Raw genomic sequence first — 18,537 nt, 5'->3', positions numbered from 1 at the left:
AGAGTCATATGCAGCCGCGCCTATGCCAGATCATGCTGCGCGTTTGCGATACACGCCTTCGCCGTTGGACATGTGCCCAAGGTAATCATAGTCGCCGAACAACGCATCGAAGCGCGGGGCGATCTGCTGCAGCCAGCGCTGTGCCCGGTATGAACGGGCGGTGCGCCAATCGGCGTCCCAATAGCTCCCGTCGTCGCGCTCTGCGATCCAGACCGCTGCGAGGCCGCCATAGACCGAGACGCCGAAGTCGGCGTAAGCATTGCGCATGAGGATACGATCCTCGCGGCTGCGCCAGCCGTCATGCGCGCAAAGTGATGGAAATGCCCGGGCCGCGCGCATACGCAGGTCATCGCATAGCCATTCGTACTCGAACTCCCAGTCGCCGTCGCACCCGACGTCGAGCACTGTGAATGCGACGATTGCGCCACTGGGATAGCTGACCGATCGACCCATGTTGTCCTCCTTCAGGCAGCCAGCGCGGCGTCGCTAGCCACATCATCGCTGTCGTTGGCAGTGATCCGTCCGCCAAGCCGCAACAGCAGGCTCGAGGCTTCCTCGGCCTTGGCCGCAGCGGTCAGGATGGCGCGGTCGTCATCCTTCAGGAGCTTGAGCCAGTGCTCGATATAGCTCGCGTGGCTGTCGAGATGCGCCACCGGCAGACCAAGTTCGGCCCCGAGCATCGCGCTCGAAAGCTCGGCGATATATCCTGACAGTCCAGCCCAAAATGGCGGTTGGAAGGTGAAAACCATCGGTTGCCTCCAGCACTGCCCAAAAGCCCCATGGCCTCCCCCGAGGCGGGGGTGGGCGGCGAGAGCGACCGGAGAGGCCTGCTGAAGCGGCGGGCTGCACCCGCAGGGGCGAAATGAAATGGAGCAGCCCGGCGAAGCCGAGGCTTGCAGCGCGCCGCGGCGGGCCTAGCAGGGAGCGCCGACCACTCCCGCATCGAGGGAGAGGCCAAAAAATCGGAGCCGCCGCGCAAGCGGCGTCCGCTTAATGGCGGGCGACAGCCCGCATCGACATGCATCGCGAAGCGGCCGATCGCGCGAGGGATCGGCCGCCATGGCAGTGGCGCTCGTGCGTTAAGTCAGCATGTAGCCGACGTCGGAGGCGCCGGTCGGATAGGCGAACATGGTGGAGCGAAGATCGGCCGCGGTGAGGCCGTGGCGGATTGCCAGACCGAAAACGTTGATTACCTCGTCGGCGTTCGGCCCCACGAGATGCGCGCCGAGGATGAGGTCCGTGTCCTCGTCGATCAGCAGCTTATGGCCGTAGACCGGCTCGGCGAGGCGGCGGGCGGTGAACCAGTCTGGCGTCGAGGCTGCGTTGACCCGGAGCGCGACGCCGCCGCGGCGCGCCGCCTCCTCTGACAGTCCGACGGCGGCGATCGGCGGCAGAGTGAAGGCCACGCTCGGCACGCCGCGATAGTCCGGCTGGTGCGTCGGGCCATCCAGGAGGTTGGCGGCAACTACCTTGGCATCGTGGCTGGACACCGGCGTCAGCCGCGGCCCGACTCCGGCAGCGTCGCCGGCGGCATAGACCCGCGGGTTGGAAATGCTCCGCAGATGCGCGTCGAGCTGCAGGCGCCCGTCCTGCACGGCCACCTCGCCGGCGGACAGGTCGAGCGCCTTGAGGTCAGGACCGCGCCCGGCGGCATGAACGACGAGATCGGCGGCGACGCTGAGATCAGGCTCGCCCTGGCGCTCGGCGTGGACCAGCAGACCGCTCCCGCTGCGCTCGACCCGGGTAACGGTGGCACCGGTCTCGACGCGGATGCCGAGCGCCTCGAACCGGGGCGTCAGCCAGCCCACCAGGTCGGGATCGAAGTGCGGCAGGAGCCGCTCGGCCCGCTGTAGGATGGTGACCTCTGCGCCCGCTCGGGCCGCCAGATGCGAGAACTCCGCAGCGACATAGCCGCCGCCGATCAGCACGATCCGGCGCGGCAGGGCCTGAAGCTCCAGGAACGCATCGCTTGTGCTCACCAGATCTTCGCCCGGAATGCCGAGCGGGACTGGACGCGCGCCGCTGGCGATCAGGATATGGCGGGCCCGCAATGTCCGGCCTTCCACCACGATCGTGTCTGGGCCGGCAAAGCGAGCAACACCGTGTAATGCGTCGACACCGAGCTCGGCGTAGCGGTGCGCCTGCTTGGCGGGGATCGGATCGGTGAAGGTCCGCTTGAACGCCATCAGGTCGGGCCAGTCGATCGCCAGCGTGCCGTCGACGCCATGTCTGGCCATGCGCCTTGCCGCGTCGATCGCTTCCTCGCCGCTGACCAGCATCCTCTTGGGATCGCAGCCACGCAGCGCACAGGTGCCGCCGAACGGACGGTGATCGATGACGGCGACGGACCATCCAGCGGCACGGACCCGGCCGACCGCGACCTGCGCTGCCGTGCCACTGCCGATGACGATCAGGTCGTAGGAAGCCATGGTCGCATCTCCATCCGCATCGGCGCAAAAATCGCGCGCCCAACCTCGAGCGCTTCGGCCAGGCACAGACGAATGCCGTCATCGGCTCCGACCGGACCGCTCGCGCACCAGGCCGCCAGATGATCGTCATCGCAGAAGAAGGCCTGCAAGGTGCAGAGCGACGATGCCGCGCAGCCACTGGCATAGCGACGGCCGGACCAGACGACGATCGCGCCCGGCTCAACCTCTTCCAGCTCGCGGCCGCGGCTGGGGGTATGGATGGCGAGCGTGCGCCGGCACTGGCGGCAGGCCGAGCGGATCATGCAGTCCCGCTCCAGCATGGCGCCGATCCCCAACGCGTCGATGGCGCACATGGCGCTCATGGTCACTCCGCTGACTTCGACTTGATGTTCGCTGGGGCCGTCGGTGAACGGATAGGCGCCGGTCACCCGGCCCGCGCCGTCGAGGACCACGAGATCGCGCCCGGCGAGCCGCTGCAGGGCCGAGCCGACCTCGCCGGAGGGGAGTCCCGATGCGGCGGCGATCTGTGCCGGCACCGGCGAGCGACCATCGGCAGCATAGGCTTGAAGCACGGCGCGCCGGACCCGCTCCTCGACGCCGTCCATCCCGCGCCACTTCGAACCGATGAACGCCGCGAACAGTGCCGTCAGGGCTGCGCGGGCGCTGGGTGTTGTGACTGCGCTCCAGTCCGGGACAACGGCACCGCCGGGAAATGTAACCGTCGATCCAAAGGCGGCTTCAGCGGATGATGCGCGCGCCATCGCCCGCCCTCCTCAGCCGCAGCACGCCTTGCCGCCGCTCTCCTGGATCGGCGGACAGGGCACGTCGCCGTAGGAGCAATAGACGCAGCAATCGCCCGGCTTGGGCTTGAGGACCGCGCCGCAACCCCGGCAGTCGTAGAAATACTGGCAGGCATTGGTCGGCATGGTCTCCGTCGCCCGATGACCGCAGTGGGGACAGGTCAGCGTCGAGCGCAGCTCGGGGGTGGCATCAGACATAGCGATAGCCTGCCCAGAGCAGGGCCGCACCGAGCAGCAATCCGATGAGCGTGAGAACACGCATCCAGCGCGGCGTGCATATGCCGCCCGGCCCACAGCGCGCCGCCGTAACTTGCTGGCGCAACAGCAGCGCCGCGCCGGCAAGCAGGCACAATGCGCCAATGAGGAGAAGCGGCGTGCGATACGGCGCGGCGACAATGGCGACGCCGCCGAGCCAAGCTGCGCCGATCCCGGCGGATGCGAAGAGGATCGGCAGCGCACAGCAGGCGGCGACGCCGAACGCCGCAGCGATCCCCGCCAGCGTGAGCGTGGCGGTGCCGATCCCCTTAGGCGGGCTTGGCGTCTGGGTCACGGGCGACTCCTTGTGGCGGGCATTGAGCTGTCCTAACATCTGTAGCGACTACAGACTCAAGAGGTATTTTGGGGATGGCCGCAACCGGCGCGATCCAGATCGGCGAACTCTCACGCCGCACCGGATGCAACATCGAGACGATCCGCTATTACGAGCGGATCGGGCTGCTGCCCGCTCCGCCGCGGCGGGGCCGCTACCGCAGCTATGGCCGGGAGGACGTGGCTCGCCTGGGCTTCGTGCGCCGCGCGAGGGAGCTGGGCTTTACCCTGGACGAGGTACGCGCCTTGCTCGGACTCGCGGTTGGCGGTCAGGCCTCCTGCGCCGAGGTGCGCGAGCTCGCGGCGTCGCACCTGAAGGACGTACGCGCGCGGATCGCGGACCTCAAGCGGATGGAACGGGTTCTGGCCGACTCGGTGCGCGCCTGCGATGCCGGTCGGGATCCGGGCTGTCCGCTGCTCGACACACTTGGCGCCGAAGTGCGGGTCGCGTGAGCATTACGGCTGTCGGGTGTGCATCCAGTCGGCCGCGGCCTGCGCCTTGCTCGCCGCGGTGAAGATCGCCCGGGGCTCGTCCTTGAGCAGTTGCAGCCAGGAGGCGATGTAGGCCGCGTGATCGGGTCGCGGTTCGTGCGCGATCCCGAGATCGGCGAGCAGGAACGACGCGGTCAGCTCGGCGGTCGCTTCCTCCATCGCGAGCGCGTGCCTGGTCCACTTGGCGCTGAAATCCCGGTCGAGCCGATGGGCTGCGCCACTGGCATGAGCTGCCTCGTGAATATGGGTGGCGTAGAAGCCGTGGGCGTCGTGGAAGGCGCAGAAATCCGGCATGTGGATGCGGTCTTCGACGATGTGATAATAGGCGCTGGTCGAGCCGTAGACGGTATCAATACCGAGCGCGGCGATGAAGGCTTCGGCGGCGGCGAGGCGTTCGCTCTCGGGCAGGACCGGCCCCGGTTCGGGCGCATAGCCATCGACCTGATCGGCGTTGAACAGGCTGAACGCCTTGGCGAAAAGCCGTCGGTGGTCGTCATCATCGCCGGCATCGTCGCCGTTCGCGCGAAACTCCTTCCAGAGAACGCCGAGGCTGGCGTGCTCGCCCTTGCGGACCTGCGCGCCGAGTGCCTGCCACTGGCGATAGGTGCCCCAGACCCCGCTCGCGTAGCCGCTGCCATAGGCGGCCGCCCAGAGCGAGACCGTGTTGATGCCACGATAGGGCTTGCCGCTGGCGACGTTGGTCGGGCGGGTGACGTCGGCGCCGGAATGATGCCACGGCATGCGCCAGGTGCCGGTGCCGGCTTCGATGGCGTCGACGATCGCTTGCGTGATGCGAGCGTAGACGTCGACACGTGGTGAGGCTGACATGATCTGTTCTCCGTTCTCGCGCCGGGGACCATCCCCGGCGGCGGAGGCCGGTTCGCGTCGGGCACAGGGGGGCGCGCGCACCCGTCAGGGCCGCAGCGCAGCGGAGGACGGCGCAGCCGTTGCGCGGGCGCGCCGACCGGCGCAGGCCTTCCGCCAACAGCCGGGGTGGTCTACGGCGCGGGAGGATCGATCCCGGCAATCACCGCGGTCAGACGATCCAGCTCGCGCTGGAGCGCCTGACGCTGGAGATCGGAGATGCGCCGTTCGCGTAAATGCGCCCTGGCATCGGCTGCCGCGCGCTCCCAAGCCGGCCTGTGGCGAGCGGTGATGCAGGCGTTGGGGCAACGGGTTGGCTCGCACAAGGTGGTGAGCGGCTGCGCGGGATCGGGGGTCGTCACGCGCTTGAGGCAGAGCGCGGTCGCGGGATCGAAGAAGCAATCCGCGAGCGGGCCGACATGGAGGGTGCGCGCGACGCTGGCGAGCATGACGCGCAGACGGGCGCGATCGGCAATCATGGCGGACAATGGCCCGAGCGTGACGGCGGCATCGTCGAGCGTCCGCGCGATGCGCGGTCCCGCCGGACCGCCAAGCGATGCGCCGCCCTGCCGCCGGTCGAAATAGTCCAGCAGATCGTCGATCTGGCCGAGCCGGCGCTGTGTCTCGACCTCGGCGCGAAACCCCGACGCGCTGGTCCCGGCATAGCCCTCGAAAGCGGCGACCGAGGCGTGCTTGTACTGGATCATGCCGGCGATAGTGCCGAACGGACGGTTGGCGATGTGCCACGCGATCGTGCGCCGGAACTGCCGCGTCGTGATGCGCCACGGCTTGCCATCCGGGCCGGGAGGGATGACCGGCACATCGGGGTTGCCGAAGGCGGCGTTGAGGTGGTCGCGGAAGGCGTTGAGCTGGCGGACCACCTCGCTCGACAGATGGGTCTTGGTAACGGCGCTGGAGCGCAGCACCGGCCAGAGCGTATCGCTACCGCTGACATGTGCCGGTCCTGCCGACAGGCGTTCGAGCACCGCAATCGCGTCTGCGACCGGCTCGATCGTCACCCAGCTCGCCGACTCACCGATGCTCGATCTGCCTTTGTAGAGAGTCGATCGGATGCGATGCCGCTCGATCAGGCCATCCTCGCTACGCGCGATCGAGAGGCACCCGCGCCGCATCGCCTGCACCTCGCAATCGCGCATACCGGTGAGATAGGCGCACACGACATAGGCCGCCGCCTGCAGCATACGCTCCTCGAGCGCCAGGGTCTTCACGTCGAAGCGGGCACGCCATGGCCGACCGCTCTCGGGATCGATCGAGATCGGCGTGTCCATGCCGCCGACCTCGGTCCCGAGCGATGCAACCGCTTCGCGAACGACAGCCAGCGCGCCGGTCGTGAGCATGAAATGCATGGCCGGCTCGGCGACAGCATCGATGCCGGCATGCAAATGGAGGAGATGGGCGTTGATCGGTGGGGTCGCTTCCCCGGTATGGGGATCGATGCGGGTGGCGCCGTTGTGTGCCGTCGTCCAGATCGGCACGCCGCGTCCTTGCCGGGCACGCCGAGCGAGATAGCGATCGAGGCGCGAGCGCTGCCGCAGGCGGCGCTCTGCGTCGGGCAGTCCGCGTTCGGCGGCGAGCAGCCGGGCGCGGCGCGCATCGAGCCGACCGAGCGCGACCCGAGCCGCCAGAATATCGGTCGCGAAGGTCGTGATATAGCGCAACGACCAGGCCAGCAGCGGCGTGACAATCGCCTCCGGCATGCGTGGCGTGCGGTTCTCGCGCACATGCCGATATCCGGCGACGCGCGCAGCCGCTCGCCCGGCCCAGGGCTCGAATCCGAGACCGCCTCCAGGCAGGTGATCCCGGAGATGGTAGAGATCGGTGACCACCTGCAAGAGCTGGCCGACGATGACGGGGCGCCGTGCCGGATCATCCCGCAGGTGGCGCGCATAAGCATCGACCAATGGCTGATCGATGCGGCCAAGGTCGAGCCGCCCAAGCTGCTCGCGCGCGAACGCGAAGAACCGGCGGGCACGGTTGAATGCCTGGCGGATACAGGCGGGCGGTAACTTCGTTCGATAGCCGGGGAGGTCGGCGTTGAGGCGGGCGTAGAGATAGGCGCGCATCGCCGCCTGCACATCGGCATGTTCGAGCACGTCAAAATGCACGGTGACGTGGCAGCGCCGGGCATTCTCGCGGAATACGGCGGGACCGAGATCCCAGCTCGGGTCGCCGACGCGCGACAGATCTTCGCGGGCGTGACCGGCCTTGAGCGGCGCGCTCGCCAGCACGGCGCGATCGTCGAAGGCGGGTGCCTGGGCATTGGCTGGCATGGTCATGTGCGTGCCTCCGGCGGCAGATAAAGCCGTTCGCCCTCCATCTGTCGGCGCGCATCGGCGATGACGGCATCGGAGAAGGCCGGCAGGACCTGGGCGGTGATGCGGGCATGGACGCGGCCGAACTTGGCCGCCCAGTCGGTCGCGGGCAGGCTCAGCCGCTGCTCTTCGACGAATGCGAGGAAAGCGAGGATCGCGGGGAGCTTGCGCACGGTTATGACGGCGTTGGGACAATCAAGGCAGCCCCAGAAGGGCTGCGCGCAGGGTGATCCAGCCTCGGCGAAGGGACTGTTGTGGAAGCCAGCGCAGGCGGCAAGCCAGACATCCTGTTCGCCGTCGAGCAACGGACCCACGGCATCGGGCGGCATCAGCGGCTCGGCCTGTTCGGGCGCTTCGCGCAGCGCCTGCTCGGCGGCGGGTGGCAGCACGGTCGGCATCGCGGCGGCGACCGCTTCACGAAAGGCGTCAGCGACGGCCTCCTCGTGCAGGGGCCGAAGCGACGGCAGATCGGCATAGTGGCGCGCCGCAACCTCGCGCGAGTGGCCCACCGCGAAGCGCGTCATATGCCCCTCGGTCTTGGTGTACCACAGCGCCTTGTGGGTCTTGCGAAGCCGGGCAAGCAGAAGATAGAGCGGCTTGCCGTCGTCGTCGACAATCCGGTGCCGATCCACCCAGGCGTCGAGGCGTTCGCGCGGATGACGAATGCCGGCGTGGAGGCCGCCGGCGCTGTGGTAGACCCACAGGCAATCGGTAGCCAGATGCTGGCGGGCAACCGCCGTGACCTCGATCAGCCGGCGGATAAGGCCCCCCGGCGTGCCGATGCCGCCGTCGCGGACGCGCATGCTCTTGTACTCGGCAGCGCGGGCGCGCCGCTTCAGGTAGCGCAGCTCGACGGTGCCGGCGGACGGGTTGGCCAGGCAATCGACCGTCAGCGCCTTCAGGCACTCGGGCTCCAGGCCGGTATCGAGCGAAAGCAGCACGAGCAGCGACGGGAGATCGCTGACGTGCAGATGATGCCGGCGATGCAGGTCGTCGATCAGCGTGCTGATCGGCAATCCGCGTCGCATGCGCATGAAATAGAGGCTCTTCAGCGCGGCCTGGTCTGCAACGATAAAACCCTGCCGCGCGATGATCGCTTCGACATCGGCGCGCGCCCTGGCGGTGACCGGGTCGCCCTCATCGGTCCGATCATCGGCGCCGAGACGGCGGAACATCGCTTCGACATCGCTCCTCGCGGCGTCGCGCAACGCGCGGGCGACGAAGGGGCTATAAGCATCGCGCGGGGTCGAGCGGCCCGCCGATGTGGCCAGCGTGTAGCGCAGCCGCTCATGCAGGTCGGGCGCGATCCGATCGGGCCGGTCTGCCTCGATCGCGCGCAACGTGTTGATGATCTTGCCGACCGTTATGTGCCGGTGGATCGCGCCCATCCCGCGCTGTTCGAGCGCGGAGGTGAACCCATCGATATGGACTGCGCGCAGGTCGCCGACGCCAGCCACGTTCAGCGCTTCATCGCCAAGCCAGGCGAAGAACCGACGGTAGGCATTTACATACTGCTTAATGACGGTGGCCGCACCGATGGGGCCGCTGAGCGCCGCTGACCGACGCAGCGCGCCGGCGAAGGCGATAGCGAGCGGGCGAGGATCGAGTGCGGCCATATCGACCAGGACCGTCCCGCCATGCCGCGCCTCGATGGTGAACTTGAGGCCGAACACGGGATCGGGCTTCTGTGGCTCCGGCGTGATCGGCGCGAAGGCGACAGGCCGGCCCTTGCGGGGACGGCCGCTCATACGCCCTGCGGCCCCGGCAGCAACGCCAGCAGCTCCTCGACGGCCGTGTCCACCGTATCGGCGCGGGTCGCGATATGGTCGAGGTAGATATAGGTGGTGGTGAGGCTCGCGTGGCCGAGCAGGCGTTGCAACTGTTGCAGCGGGTCGCCGAGGATCAGCCGATAGCTCTCCACCGGCCCCGCCGGCAATGCGGCTTCGCGCAGCCGCTGCTGGATCAGCAAGGCGAGCATATGGACCGCGAATGTATGGCGAAGCTGGTGCGGGCTGATCGACAGCGGGAAGCCGTTCTCCTCGCACCGCTTGCAGGCGCGGGTGAAGATCACCTCCCACGAGTTGGGGCGGACAGGCTGCCCGACCTCGGTCAGCCACAGCGCCGCCGGCTCGCGGGGCGGTCCATCCTCGTCGTACAGGATCAGGCGACATCGTTCCTCCGGAGTGCAGACATCGCGCATGCGGTCGAGACCGGCGCGGGTGACAGGGATCGGTCGCTCGAAGCTGGCCGCGCCATCGCGCGCGGCGAACTTGACCACGCCCGCCGAGCGCTCGAGGGCGACATAGGCGGCGATCTGACGAAGCAGCCGGCGCGGGAGCAGAACGCTGCGTCCCCGGTCGCCCTTGGTGAGCGGCGGCGGGAGAGGCAGCCAAAGTTGTTGGGCGTCGCCGTCGGCGCGATCGATCGCCGCGAGCTCGGCGGTGAGCAGGCCCGACGCCTCTTCGAGGCGCAAGCCGGTGGTGACGAGAAGATCGGCGAACAACGCGTTGCGCAGCCCGTTGCGATCGCGAGCGCCGGGGCGCTCGGTGCCGTCAGGGGTGAGCCCGCGCAGGCCGACCTCGCGGAAGATGCGGTAGTCGTCCATCGTGACAAACCGCACATCCGATCGCCTGGCGACACGTTCATAAGCGTCGTTGCGCGCCGCGATCATGCCGCGACGGCCGCCTTGCGCCGGTCGCCAGACGGCGCGACGGCTGAACGGCGCGTCGGCGATCAACCCTTGATACTCGGCCCAGCGGTAAAGGCGATCGAGGCTGGCGACGGCGCGGTTCCAGCTTGCCGCCGTGATCCGGTGATCGGCATCGTCGCGGCGTCGCTCACGATGATAGGCGTCGACATCGTCGCGGGTTGCAGCCCACACGGTCTTGCCGCAGGCATCGAGAAAACGAAGCCAGACTACGACATCATAGGCGTAGGCGCGAAGCGAGTGCCGCGAGCGGACCCCCGACAGCGGCAGATCGAGAAAGAAGCGATCAAGATCGGCATCATACAGCGCGTCGTCGCGCAGGATCAGCGGCACATGCGCATCGAGGCCCTTGGCCTCGCGCCGCTCGCAAACAGCAATGATCGACACCGGCGCGAAGCCCTCCCCCCGGACCCCCCACCCGGAAGCTGACCTCGCACCGTTGCGCCTGTGGCCCGGCAGCAATCAGGCTGGCCTCCGCCAGCTCTTGGGTCAGCGCTACGGCCAGCCTGATAACTGCCTACCGTGGGCGTCCATCGCCGACCTTACTGCAATGTTGCGGACGGCGCAGACTGTCCAGATAAGGCCACAAGTTCCTCGGCGGCATAGGCCGCCGTGCCGAACCGGTTCTTGAGATCGCGGGCAAGCCGACTGGGATGCCCGGTCCAGTGCGAAAGCTCGTGGGCAAGCGTCGCATAATAGTGATCGAATCCCGCGAACAGGCTCGCGGGAGGCATGGTCACGCGATCAGCAGTCGGCTCATAGTAGGCTTCATTGCCCTGGTGGCGCAGATTGACGGGGATCGCGGCGAAGAAGGCGTCGAGTTCGGCCTCGCGCCCCTCAGGCTCGACCAGTTCGAGCGTGGCGGCGGGATGGTAGCGCTCGGGCAGACCGTCCACCTGGTCGGCATTGAAAACCGGATAGGCCTTCAGCACGCGGCGGACTTCGTCGGTCTTTTCACCGGTATCGGGGGCTTCCACCTCCTTGGTGTAGCTCTTGTAGAAGATGGCGATCGTTGACTTCTCGCCCTTGCGGACCTGAGCGCCTAAGGCCTTCGCCTGGTTATAGGTCATCCAGTAAGGTGAGGCGTAGCCGCACATGTCGGCGACCATCCACAGCCAGAATACATTCATGCCGCGATAAGGAATGCCGCAGGCCCGCAGGGGTCGCGAAACCGGGACGCCGCGCCACGGCTGAACCCACGGCTTCGTTCCAGCCTCAAGCCGGGCAATGATCTCCTGGGTGATGCGGGCGGCGGGCGACAGCGTGCTGCCAGTAGGCTTGCGATAGGCCATGTCGGGTCTCCTGATCCGGCCTGCCGGCACATTCGCCAGTCAGGTCCAATCGCCCCGACGCCTTCTCCGCTCTCTTTCCAAAAAAGAAGCGGCCCCTTGGTGAGTGCCAAGGGACCGCTTCAGGGGGACGAGTAGTCTGCCTGTCAGGAGGAGGTCAGGCAGCCTGCTCGCGGGGGGTCTGATTGTCGTCGTTTGCGCCTTCAACGCCCGCGACAGTGTTGTCTGGGGGTTCGGGGGTCTGCGGTTCGTCCCTCTCGACCTCGACGGTGCTCGAGCCCGCAAAGCGCATGACCTCGGGCACCCAGGCCAGCGCGCGTTCGCGCACCTCGACCTCGGTGATGTAGGTCCCGGCGAAGACACGCTCGGCGCTCATCGCGAGATCGCCTTTTTTGACCGAGGCGAACCGGCTCGACAGGTCCGGACCGCCGACCGCAGCCAGCGCGTCGAGGATCACAGCCTTCGACACACGGTCGAAGTAGTTCGCTGCGGTCGGGCGCCACCAGGCAGCCATGTCGATGCCGATGAGGCAGCCGAGATGCTCGTGAAACGCGATGTTGCGCTCGCCCGCCATGTTCAGGCTCGCTTCGAGCGTGCGTCCAACGACATGTCCGAGCCAGGCGGCCCGGGCTTCATCGGAAAGCGTCCGGAACCGGTCGAACCGCTCCGAAACGGTCTCACCCGCACGCCAGTTCTCGTCGAGCCCCGACTTGAATTCGGCGAGCGAGGCACTGGCCGCGGCATCCTTGGCCTCGAACCCCATGATCGGCCCCGCAGGCGCGCCGCCTCGCAAGGTCGTTGCCGAGCGCGCGCGGTAATCGAGCGTATCGGCATCGGCGAGCGTGAAGACCATCAGGTCAAGCGCAAGGCCGGGATCGGAAGCGACATGGAGTGCGAGGACATCGCGGCGCTGCATCGCAAGTTCGTCGACGAGGCGCTTTGACAGGGCCGCGCGACGATTGCCCTCGGCGCCCTCGCCCGTGACGATCTCGACCATGTCGTCATCGCTCCCGGGATCGACCTGCCGTTCGCCGTAGAACACCGGCTGGAGCACCGGCGTCCCGTCGCGCGACAACACAAGGATCATCCCCGCCTCGGCCTTGAGTTCGGGCGCGATCACGGGCGGACGGGCGCGGATATCCTGGCATTCCCGTTCGATCGCTTCGATGGCCGCTTCCGCCGCAACAACGGCTTCATCGGCGCTGTCCTCGTCTTCGAGGATCGCGGCGTGCTCATCGTAGGACGTGTCGAGTTCGTCGAGCCGGGCGAGCTCCGCCTCGGTGAGCGGCGCCGGTTCGGCGGGGAGCCGTACCAGGCCCTCGACGAGGTCGTGGCTGGCGTAGGGGTCGAGTGTGGGCTTGACCCAGGCGAGGCCCTGCTCGGCAGCGATGTCCTTGGCCTGCTCCTCCATCTTCGCCGCAGCGAGGGTTTCAAGCAGCGCGACATCGGCCCAGGCTTCGCTGTCTTCATCGTCGAACAGTTCACGCTCGATCAGGCCGCCGGCGGCAAGATAGGCTTGCCGCCCAACGAGCCGGGCGCGCGGGTCGCTGCCCCGGACCGTGCCCGAAAGCACCATGCGGCGGATCGAGTCCGGGTTCGGAGCATAGTAGCCCGTCGAGACCTGCTCGAAGACCCGGGCCTGGATCTGCTGGTCCGAGGTCGCGCCATAGGCCTTGGCGAGGTCAAGCGTGATTTTGCCGGAAGCCAGCGACTCGAAAACGACAGGCGCAAGTGTCGCAAGGCGCAGGCGGCCTTCGATGAACCGGACCGTGAGCCCGAAGCGGCGCGCGACCTCCTCGGCCGAGGCACCTGCCTCGATCAGCGCGGCGAATGCCTTCGCTTCGTCGGCCGGGTTCATCGCGAGGCGATGGAAGTTCTCGGCCAGGCTGGTCTCGATGGCGCCTTCGGCCGTGTCTTCGAGTACCAGGCAGGTCACCTGATGGTCCTTGGGCAGGACCTTGTCGTCCGCCAGAGCCAGCATCGCCTTGCGGCGGCGCTCACCGGCCTCGACCTCGAACTTGCCCTTGGAACCGGGGCGAACGATGAGATTTTGCAGCAAGCCGCGCGCGGCAATGCTGGCTTTGAGCTCAGCGTCGGCTGCCCTGTCATAATGGCGGCGGACATTTCGCGGCGAGGGAACGAGCTTGTTCAGTGGGATCGTCTTGATCATGGCACATACTCCTGATTGCGAGCTCAGAGCATCGACCACCGACGCCCAACTGGCTCAATCAGGGCAAAGCCCCCTCCCCTCTATTTGTGCGCATGAGCAGCATATGTCGCTTTCAACTCGGGGCATGACCTTGGTGTCGGACAATGCCGAAAGTCAGGTGTTGCGCGAAATGGAAGTAAGCGACCGTCGCCACCATTTGCATGGTTCGGCAGAATCTCTTCTAAGTGGATTGCTTCAATGAAGCTTTCATGACTGCCCTTTCGCAGGTGTCAGGGCCGATACTCGGGACCTCCCCAGCATTCACCGGCTTGCATAGCGCCTTAGACGAAGCTCAACTTCGCGGCGGGGTAAACGGCACCGCGGAGGCGATACGGTTTTCGTCAAGCACTCTTGTAATGTCGTGGCATCGTAGACATCTGCGGCCTCGATGCGGTCGATGATCCATAGGACACCATGCACGGCCACTCCCTCTGCCTCGGCAACTGAACGAAGTACGCCGTCGCCCGTCAGAAGCGTCCATTTGCGCCCCTGTGCCAAGGCAAAGGCGAATGTGTCCGCCACAGATAGCCGTCGATCGGCACGGCCTAGCTGTGCCGCACGTCGGACTTCGCTGCCCTCCAGGGATTCGATGACGACGCCGAGCGAGCGCAACCGCTGACCAAATTCGGCGTCGAGTTCGCGCTCGAACAGAAGATCAGGGACCACCAGACTGTCATCGAGCTTGAATGCAGCTTCCAGGAGATCGCCGCGATCAAGATCGATGATGACCGAGGTATCCGACACGAGAAACGGCACGCGTTCAAACCGCCTCTGCCAGACGCAGATCGAGTGCCTGCAAAGTAATCCCCAGCATCTCTGCCGCGCGGCTCTCGCCGATCACGCCCTCCGCGAGCGCCCGGTAGCAGAGACGCTCGAAACGCTTGGGCTCCTCATATTCGGATGGGATACACGCCGGTTCTTCGAAAGGCTTCTTGCGCCATCCGCGCTTCGTGAACTCTTTGAACAGGAAGGAGAAGGCCTTTTTATCGATGATTCCAAGGTCAAGACAGCGATATGCGATCGCCTGGACACTGACACCGAACCGCTCCTTGATCGCCACGAGCTCGCCGATGCTGATCGCCGAGCGTTGTACGCCAACCTCGGCACGCACGACATCAGCCGGCATCAGGAAAGCGCCTGCAAAACGGTTGGCGGCGCTTTCATCGTCGACACCTGCCGCAGGCATCATCACCATATGGCCGAGTTCATGCGCGAGCGTGAAGCGCTTGCGCTCGGACCAGATGTCTTTGCGCACGACGATGACGCGCGCCGCGTCACGCCCCTTGCGCATGACTCGCGCAGCGAGACCATCGATGTCTTCGAGATCGACCGAGAGCACCTTGATGCCGCGCTCCTCGAGCAGTTCCGCAAGCTTGGGCACCGGATCATGGCCCAACCCCCATTCATCGCGCACAGAGCGGGCCGCATCTTCAGCATCGCGAACGTCGTGCAGTGGATAGGGCGCGCTGCGCGGCTGCTCCCATTCGACGCTCTTGAGGCCAAGCAGGTCCTCGATCGCAAGATAGCGCTCGAGCAGCTGTAGCGTCTGCGCCTCGATCGTCGCCTCTTCCTTGGCGGTGCGCTTTTTTCGGAAATCGACGCCTTCTAGCGTCAGTTCCTCATCGCTGAGCAGATAGGACTCGCTGACGCCAAGTGCGGTCGCGAGCGCCATCAGCGCACGCGAGCCCGGCATATCCTCGTTCCGCTCATACTTTCCGATCGCCTGCGCACTGACGACATTGCCCATGCGCTCGGCGAGTTCTCGCAGCGACAATCCTGCGGATGCGCGGGCGAGCTTCAGTCTCGTGCCGATCATGGCATGGCTACCTTTCGCTTTCCTCGGTTTACAAAAAATCTATATTTTGGATATTTTGTAAACCACTAGTCCTTGAAACACCCCAACGGAAGCCCCAGATGCGTGTTTGCGATGGCAGCATAACGCAAAATTGTAAACCGGAGTTTCACGATGGCCTCAAATATGTTTCGCGGAGACGGCAGGCCGCATGATCCGTTCGGCGATCCGCTCGACGCAATCCTCGCTGTGATCGCCGTCAATCTACAGCTCCCGCCGGGCCTCCACGCCATCGCGGTCAACCGCTACGGGGCGGTTTGCCGGCACATCGAGCGTCCCGGTAGCCCGCTCGAAGGACGGGTATCGAGCTTCTACCCGCAAGGGTCGATGGCCATCGACGCGACGATTTCGACGCGCGGCACCGACGACGAATATGACCTCGACGCCGTTGTGGAGATCATCGGCGGCAGCGAAGGACCGGAGGGGCTGTTGGACCTTCTGGAAGCCGCACTAAAGGGCTATCCGGTCTCGCGGATCGAACGCAAGACCCGCTGCATCACGCTCTATTTCGCGGACGGGATGCACCTTGACGTGACGCCGTCACGGCGGCTCGCCCCTAAGGAAAAAGAAGGCGTCATTGCGCACGCCAAGAAGGGCTGGCCGCAAGAGCACCGTTATATACCGATGAACGCTTACGGCTTTTGCACCTGGTACAATGACAGGACGCCGATCGAGGAGCGCTTCGCCCTTGCGCTCAATCACGAACTCTATGCCAAGCATGGCTTTACCTTTGACGCCGCCGAAGTGGAGGAGGTGCCCGAACAGACGCCGCTTCTGATCAAGAGCGTGACCACCGTCGCGCTCCAGCTCATTAAGCGTCATCGCAACATCCTCTACGCCGATGAAGCGGGCCGGATGCCGCCTTCGGTCGTGCTGTCCTGCCATGCGGGACACGCTGCGATGCCGGGCATGGGGCTTGCCGACATGGTGATGCGCCAGGCGCGCTGGACTGCGCGGGCAATCGATCAGGCGATGAGTCAGAACAAGCTGCTCGACGTTGCCAATCCCGAGTTTGTCGAAGAGCGCTTCACCGATCGCTGGCCCGAAAACCAGTCGCAGCAACGACATTATTCCCGCGCGCTGCATAGTCTGGCCGACGGCCTTCAGTCCGCTCGCGAGCGCGGCGTGCAGCTTGAGGATTTGCAGGAATGGCTTCGCGATCAGTTCGGCCAACGCGTTGTGACGCGCTCAATCGACATCTTCAACAAGCGCCTCGGTCAACAAGTGAAGGCGCGCCAGCATGGCTATACGCGCTCCGGCGGTCTATTCACGCCGGCGGCACCCGCCATCATCACCGGGGCCAGCGCGCTCGCGCCGGTGGCGGCACGCGCCCATACGAATATGGGCGAACGGCGCTGACGATGATCCACGGCATTGATGCGCAGATCGAGGCGATGCGGGCAGTGTGGCCCGCATTTACGCTGGTTGCGCGCGATCCGTATGCAGCTGCCTGGGAAGGCCCGGTTCGCCCGCTCCTTCAGACTTACCGTATCCGCATTTTGTACCGCGCGCCGCTGCTCATCGAAAATCTCGATGCGCGCCGCTTGCAGCCGCGCGTCTCGGTCCTGACGCCTCCGCTCCGACCCCGACCCGGTGACCACGAAGGCCGGTTGCCGCACGTTTATTACGGGCCGGACGGCGAAGTAACGCTCTGTCTTCTCGACCCGGAAGCGGGCGACTGGTCGCCCGCCGAACTTCTAGCCGAGACAACGGTGCCTTGGACCATCGAATGGCTGGCCGCCTATGAAGGCTGGCGCGCCACTGGCAAGTGGACGGCGAGCGGCCGCCATGTGGAGGCGGCTCGTGGCTAAGACCAAAGTCCCGCAGAAGGTTCAATCCGCGCTCTGGGCACGCGCAGCGGGGCGCTGTCAGTACCGCGGCTGCAATCACGACCTCGTTGGCGACCTCATCTCGGGCAATGAGGACGCACTGTTCGGTTTCATCGCGCACATCGTCGCTGACAGCGCCGAGGGACCGCGCGGCGATCTGGTCCGATCGCCCCTGCTTGCCAAGAGCCTCGACAATCTTATGTTGATGTGCGCGGTCCATCACAAGCTGATAGATGTCGACGGTCTCGCAGATCATTCTGAGGCCTTGCTCGTTGAGATGAAGGCCGAGCATGAGGCACGCGTCGCGCTGCTTGCCGGTATCGACAAGGATCGGGCGTCGCATGCGCTGCGGTTCGGCGCCCGCATCGGCGCGAACGAGGCTCTGGTTTCGACCCGCGCCATTTTCGCCGCTATGCCGCCCGATCACCATCCGGCGAGCGCGCAGACGATCGACCTTGAGATGACAGGCCACGCCTTCACGGACGGCGACCCAGCTTTCTGGGCCATGCAGCAGGCCAACCTCCAGCGCAATTTCGCAACAAGGGTCGGAGGTAGGATCGAGCGTCAGGACATTCGGCATCTCAGCGTGTTCGCGCTGGCGCCGCAGCCACTCCTCGTCGAACTTGGTCGGCTGCTCTGCGACATCGTGCCGGCGGTCGTTCATCAGCGACACCGCGAGCCTTCAACCTGGACCTGGCAGCGCGACAGCGCTCCCGTGCGCTATCAGACGGCGGAGCCCGAAGGAGGGCGCAGCGGTTGTGTCGCGCTAAAGCTAGGCGTTAGCGCGACGATCACCGATGATCGGATCGAGCGTGCCGTCGGTCACGATGCCGCGATCTGGAGCCTATGCGCGGATGCACCCCATAACGACATTGTTCGCAGCCCTGAGGATCAAGCCGGCTATCGCGCCGCATTGCGCCGGCTGTTCGATGCGATCAAGGCCCGGCATGGCGATGGGGTGCCCATTCATGTGTTCCCGGCCTTGCCGGCATCTCTCGCCGTTGAAACCGGCAGAGTGTGGATGCCCAAGGCCGATCCCGAACTTAGAATCTATGACCAGCAGAGGGATAAGGGCTTCGTCTATGCCCTCAAGATCGGTCAGCCGGGATTGGCGTGATGCGCCTCTTGGACGGCCACCAGAATAA

At 66.1% G+C, this 18,537-nt stretch carries 19 protein-coding genes; 5 read left to right on the top strand and 14 right to left on the bottom strand.

The genetic code is table 11. From position 1 onward, the window contains the following. Positions 1-30 precede the first annotated feature (30 nt). From AC3WLD_RS10235 to AC3WLD_RS10210, 6 genes are all read right to left on the bottom strand, one after another. Positions 31-453 carry a hypothetical protein gene (locus tag AC3WLD_RS10235; RefSeq protein ID WP_492556855.1) on the bottom strand — a complete coding sequence of 141 codons (423 nt, stop codon included), beginning with the start codon at positions 451-453 and terminating at the stop codon, positions 31-33. Positions 454-464: 11 nt separating this feature from the next. Further along, entirely contained in the window at positions 465-749 is a 285-nt protein-coding gene (locus AC3WLD_RS10230) for a zincin-like metallopeptidase domain-containing protein (protein WP_492556854.1), read from the bottom strand. 330 nt (positions 750-1,079) lie between these two features. After that, positions 1,080-2,429: a dihydrolipoyl dehydrogenase family protein gene (locus tag AC3WLD_RS10225; protein WP_016744716.1), complete on the bottom strand. Its 1,350-nt coding sequence runs from the start codon at positions 2,427-2,429 to the stop codon at positions 1,080-1,082. Next, positions 2,411-3,190, bottom strand: a complete 780-nt coding sequence (locus AC3WLD_RS10220) for an organomercurial lyase (RefSeq protein ID WP_021224338.1) — start codon at positions 3,188-3,190, stop codon at positions 2,411-2,413. Before AC3WLD_RS10220 ends, AC3WLD_RS10225 begins: the two co-directional genes overlap by 19 nt. 12 nt (positions 3,191-3,202) lie before the next feature. Then, entirely contained in the window at positions 3,203-3,427 is a 225-nt protein-coding gene (locus AC3WLD_RS10215; RefSeq protein WP_021224337.1) for a GDCCVxC domain-containing (seleno)protein, read from the bottom strand. Beyond that, on the bottom strand, positions 3,420-3,779 hold the full coding sequence (locus AC3WLD_RS10210) for a hypothetical protein (RefSeq protein WP_021224336.1): 360 nt from the start codon (positions 3,777-3,779) through the stop codon (positions 3,420-3,422). Before AC3WLD_RS10210 ends, AC3WLD_RS10215 begins: the two co-directional genes overlap by 8 nt. A 74-nt stretch (positions 3,780-3,853) precedes the next feature. Between AC3WLD_RS10210 and AC3WLD_RS10205 the strand changes: the two genes are divergently transcribed. After that, the gene (locus AC3WLD_RS10205; RefSeq protein ID WP_016744720.1) at positions 3,854-4,270 is read left to right on the top strand and encodes a MerR family transcriptional regulator; all 417 of its coding nucleotides are present in this window, start codon (positions 3,854-3,856) and stop codon (positions 4,268-4,270) included. Between the two features lie 3 nt (positions 4,271-4,273). Here the strand turns inward: AC3WLD_RS10205 and AC3WLD_RS10200 are convergent, their stop codons facing one another. From AC3WLD_RS10200 to AC3WLD_RS10175, 6 genes are all read right to left on the bottom strand, one after another. Beyond that, entirely contained in the window at positions 4,274-5,137 is an 864-nt protein-coding gene (locus tag AC3WLD_RS10200; RefSeq protein ID WP_492556853.1) for an ArdC family protein, read from the bottom strand. Between the two features lie 170 nt (positions 5,138-5,307). Next, positions 5,308-7,470: an integrase gene (locus AC3WLD_RS10195; protein WP_492556852.1), complete on the bottom strand. Its 2,163-nt coding sequence runs from the start codon at positions 7,468-7,470 to the stop codon at positions 5,308-5,310. Further along, on the bottom strand, positions 7,467-9,254 hold the full coding sequence (locus AC3WLD_RS10190; RefSeq protein WP_492556851.1) for a hypothetical protein: 1,788 nt from the start codon (positions 9,252-9,254) through the stop codon (positions 7,467-7,469). Before AC3WLD_RS10190 ends, AC3WLD_RS10195 begins: the two co-directional genes overlap by 4 nt. Then, positions 9,251-10,600: a tyrosine-type recombinase/integrase gene (locus AC3WLD_RS10185; RefSeq protein WP_492556850.1), complete on the bottom strand. Its 1,350-nt coding sequence runs from the start codon at positions 10,598-10,600 to the stop codon at positions 9,251-9,253. The genes AC3WLD_RS10190 and AC3WLD_RS10185 overlap by 4 nt, the downstream gene beginning before the upstream one ends. Positions 10,601-10,755: 155 nt before the next feature. Next, positions 10,756-11,505, bottom strand: a complete 750-nt coding sequence (locus AC3WLD_RS10180) for an ArdC family protein (RefSeq protein ID WP_492556849.1) — start codon at positions 11,503-11,505, stop codon at positions 10,756-10,758. A 154-nt stretch (positions 11,506-11,659) separates the two neighbouring features. Further along, positions 11,660-13,672 carry a ParB/RepB/Spo0J family partition protein gene (locus AC3WLD_RS10175; protein WP_492556848.1) on the bottom strand — a complete coding sequence of 671 codons (2,013 nt, stop codon included), beginning with the start codon at positions 13,670-13,672 and terminating at the stop codon, positions 11,660-11,662. Between AC3WLD_RS10175 and AC3WLD_RS10170 the strand changes: the two genes are divergently transcribed. Then, on the top strand, positions 13,671-13,913 hold the full coding sequence (locus AC3WLD_RS10170; protein ID WP_492556847.1) for a hypothetical protein: 243 nt from the start codon (positions 13,671-13,673) through the stop codon (positions 13,911-13,913). The genes AC3WLD_RS10175 and AC3WLD_RS10170 overlap by 2 nt on opposite strands. 59 nt (positions 13,914-13,972) lie before the next feature. On the opposite strand, the gene AC3WLD_RS10165 is transcribed toward AC3WLD_RS10170, so the two are convergent. After that, positions 13,973-14,455: a PIN domain-containing protein gene (locus tag AC3WLD_RS10165; RefSeq protein WP_492556846.1), complete on the bottom strand. Its 483-nt coding sequence runs from the start codon at positions 14,453-14,455 to the stop codon at positions 13,973-13,975. Positions 14,456-14,471: 16 nt separating this feature from the next. Beyond that, positions 14,472-15,527, bottom strand: coding sequence for a helix-turn-helix domain-containing protein (locus AC3WLD_RS10160; protein WP_492556845.1), 1,056 nt, complete (start codon positions 15,525-15,527; stop codon positions 14,472-14,474). A gap of 150 nt (positions 15,528-15,677) precedes the next feature. Here AC3WLD_RS10160 and AC3WLD_RS10155 point away from each other — a divergent pair, with 150 nt between their 5' ends. The 3 genes from AC3WLD_RS10155 to AC3WLD_RS10145 are packed head-to-tail and all read left to right on the top strand — an operon-like array spanning position 15,678 to position 18,509. Beyond that, positions 15,678-16,922 carry a nucleotidyltransferase domain-containing protein gene (locus tag AC3WLD_RS10155; protein WP_492556844.1) on the top strand — a complete coding sequence of 415 codons (1,245 nt, stop codon included), beginning with the start codon at positions 15,678-15,680 and terminating at the stop codon, positions 16,920-16,922. A gap of 2 nt (positions 16,923-16,924) precedes the next feature. Beyond that, a complete protein-coding gene (locus AC3WLD_RS10150; protein ID WP_492556843.1) occupies positions 16,925-17,374 on the top strand; it encodes a type II CBASS E2 protein in 450 nt (149 codons plus the stop codon). Beyond that, positions 17,367-18,509, top strand: a complete 1,143-nt coding sequence (locus tag AC3WLD_RS10145) for an SAVED domain-containing protein (RefSeq protein ID WP_492556842.1) — start codon at positions 17,367-17,369, stop codon at positions 18,507-18,509. Before AC3WLD_RS10150 ends, AC3WLD_RS10145 begins: the two co-directional genes overlap by 8 nt. The last annotated feature ends 28 nt before the right edge of the window (positions 18,510-18,537 follow it).

The sequence above is a fragment of the Novosphingobium sp. FW305-C-111 genome (assembly GCF_058783565.1).
Note: the sequence above shows the minus strand (reverse complement) of the source record. Positions and strands in the feature narration are given on the sequence as shown.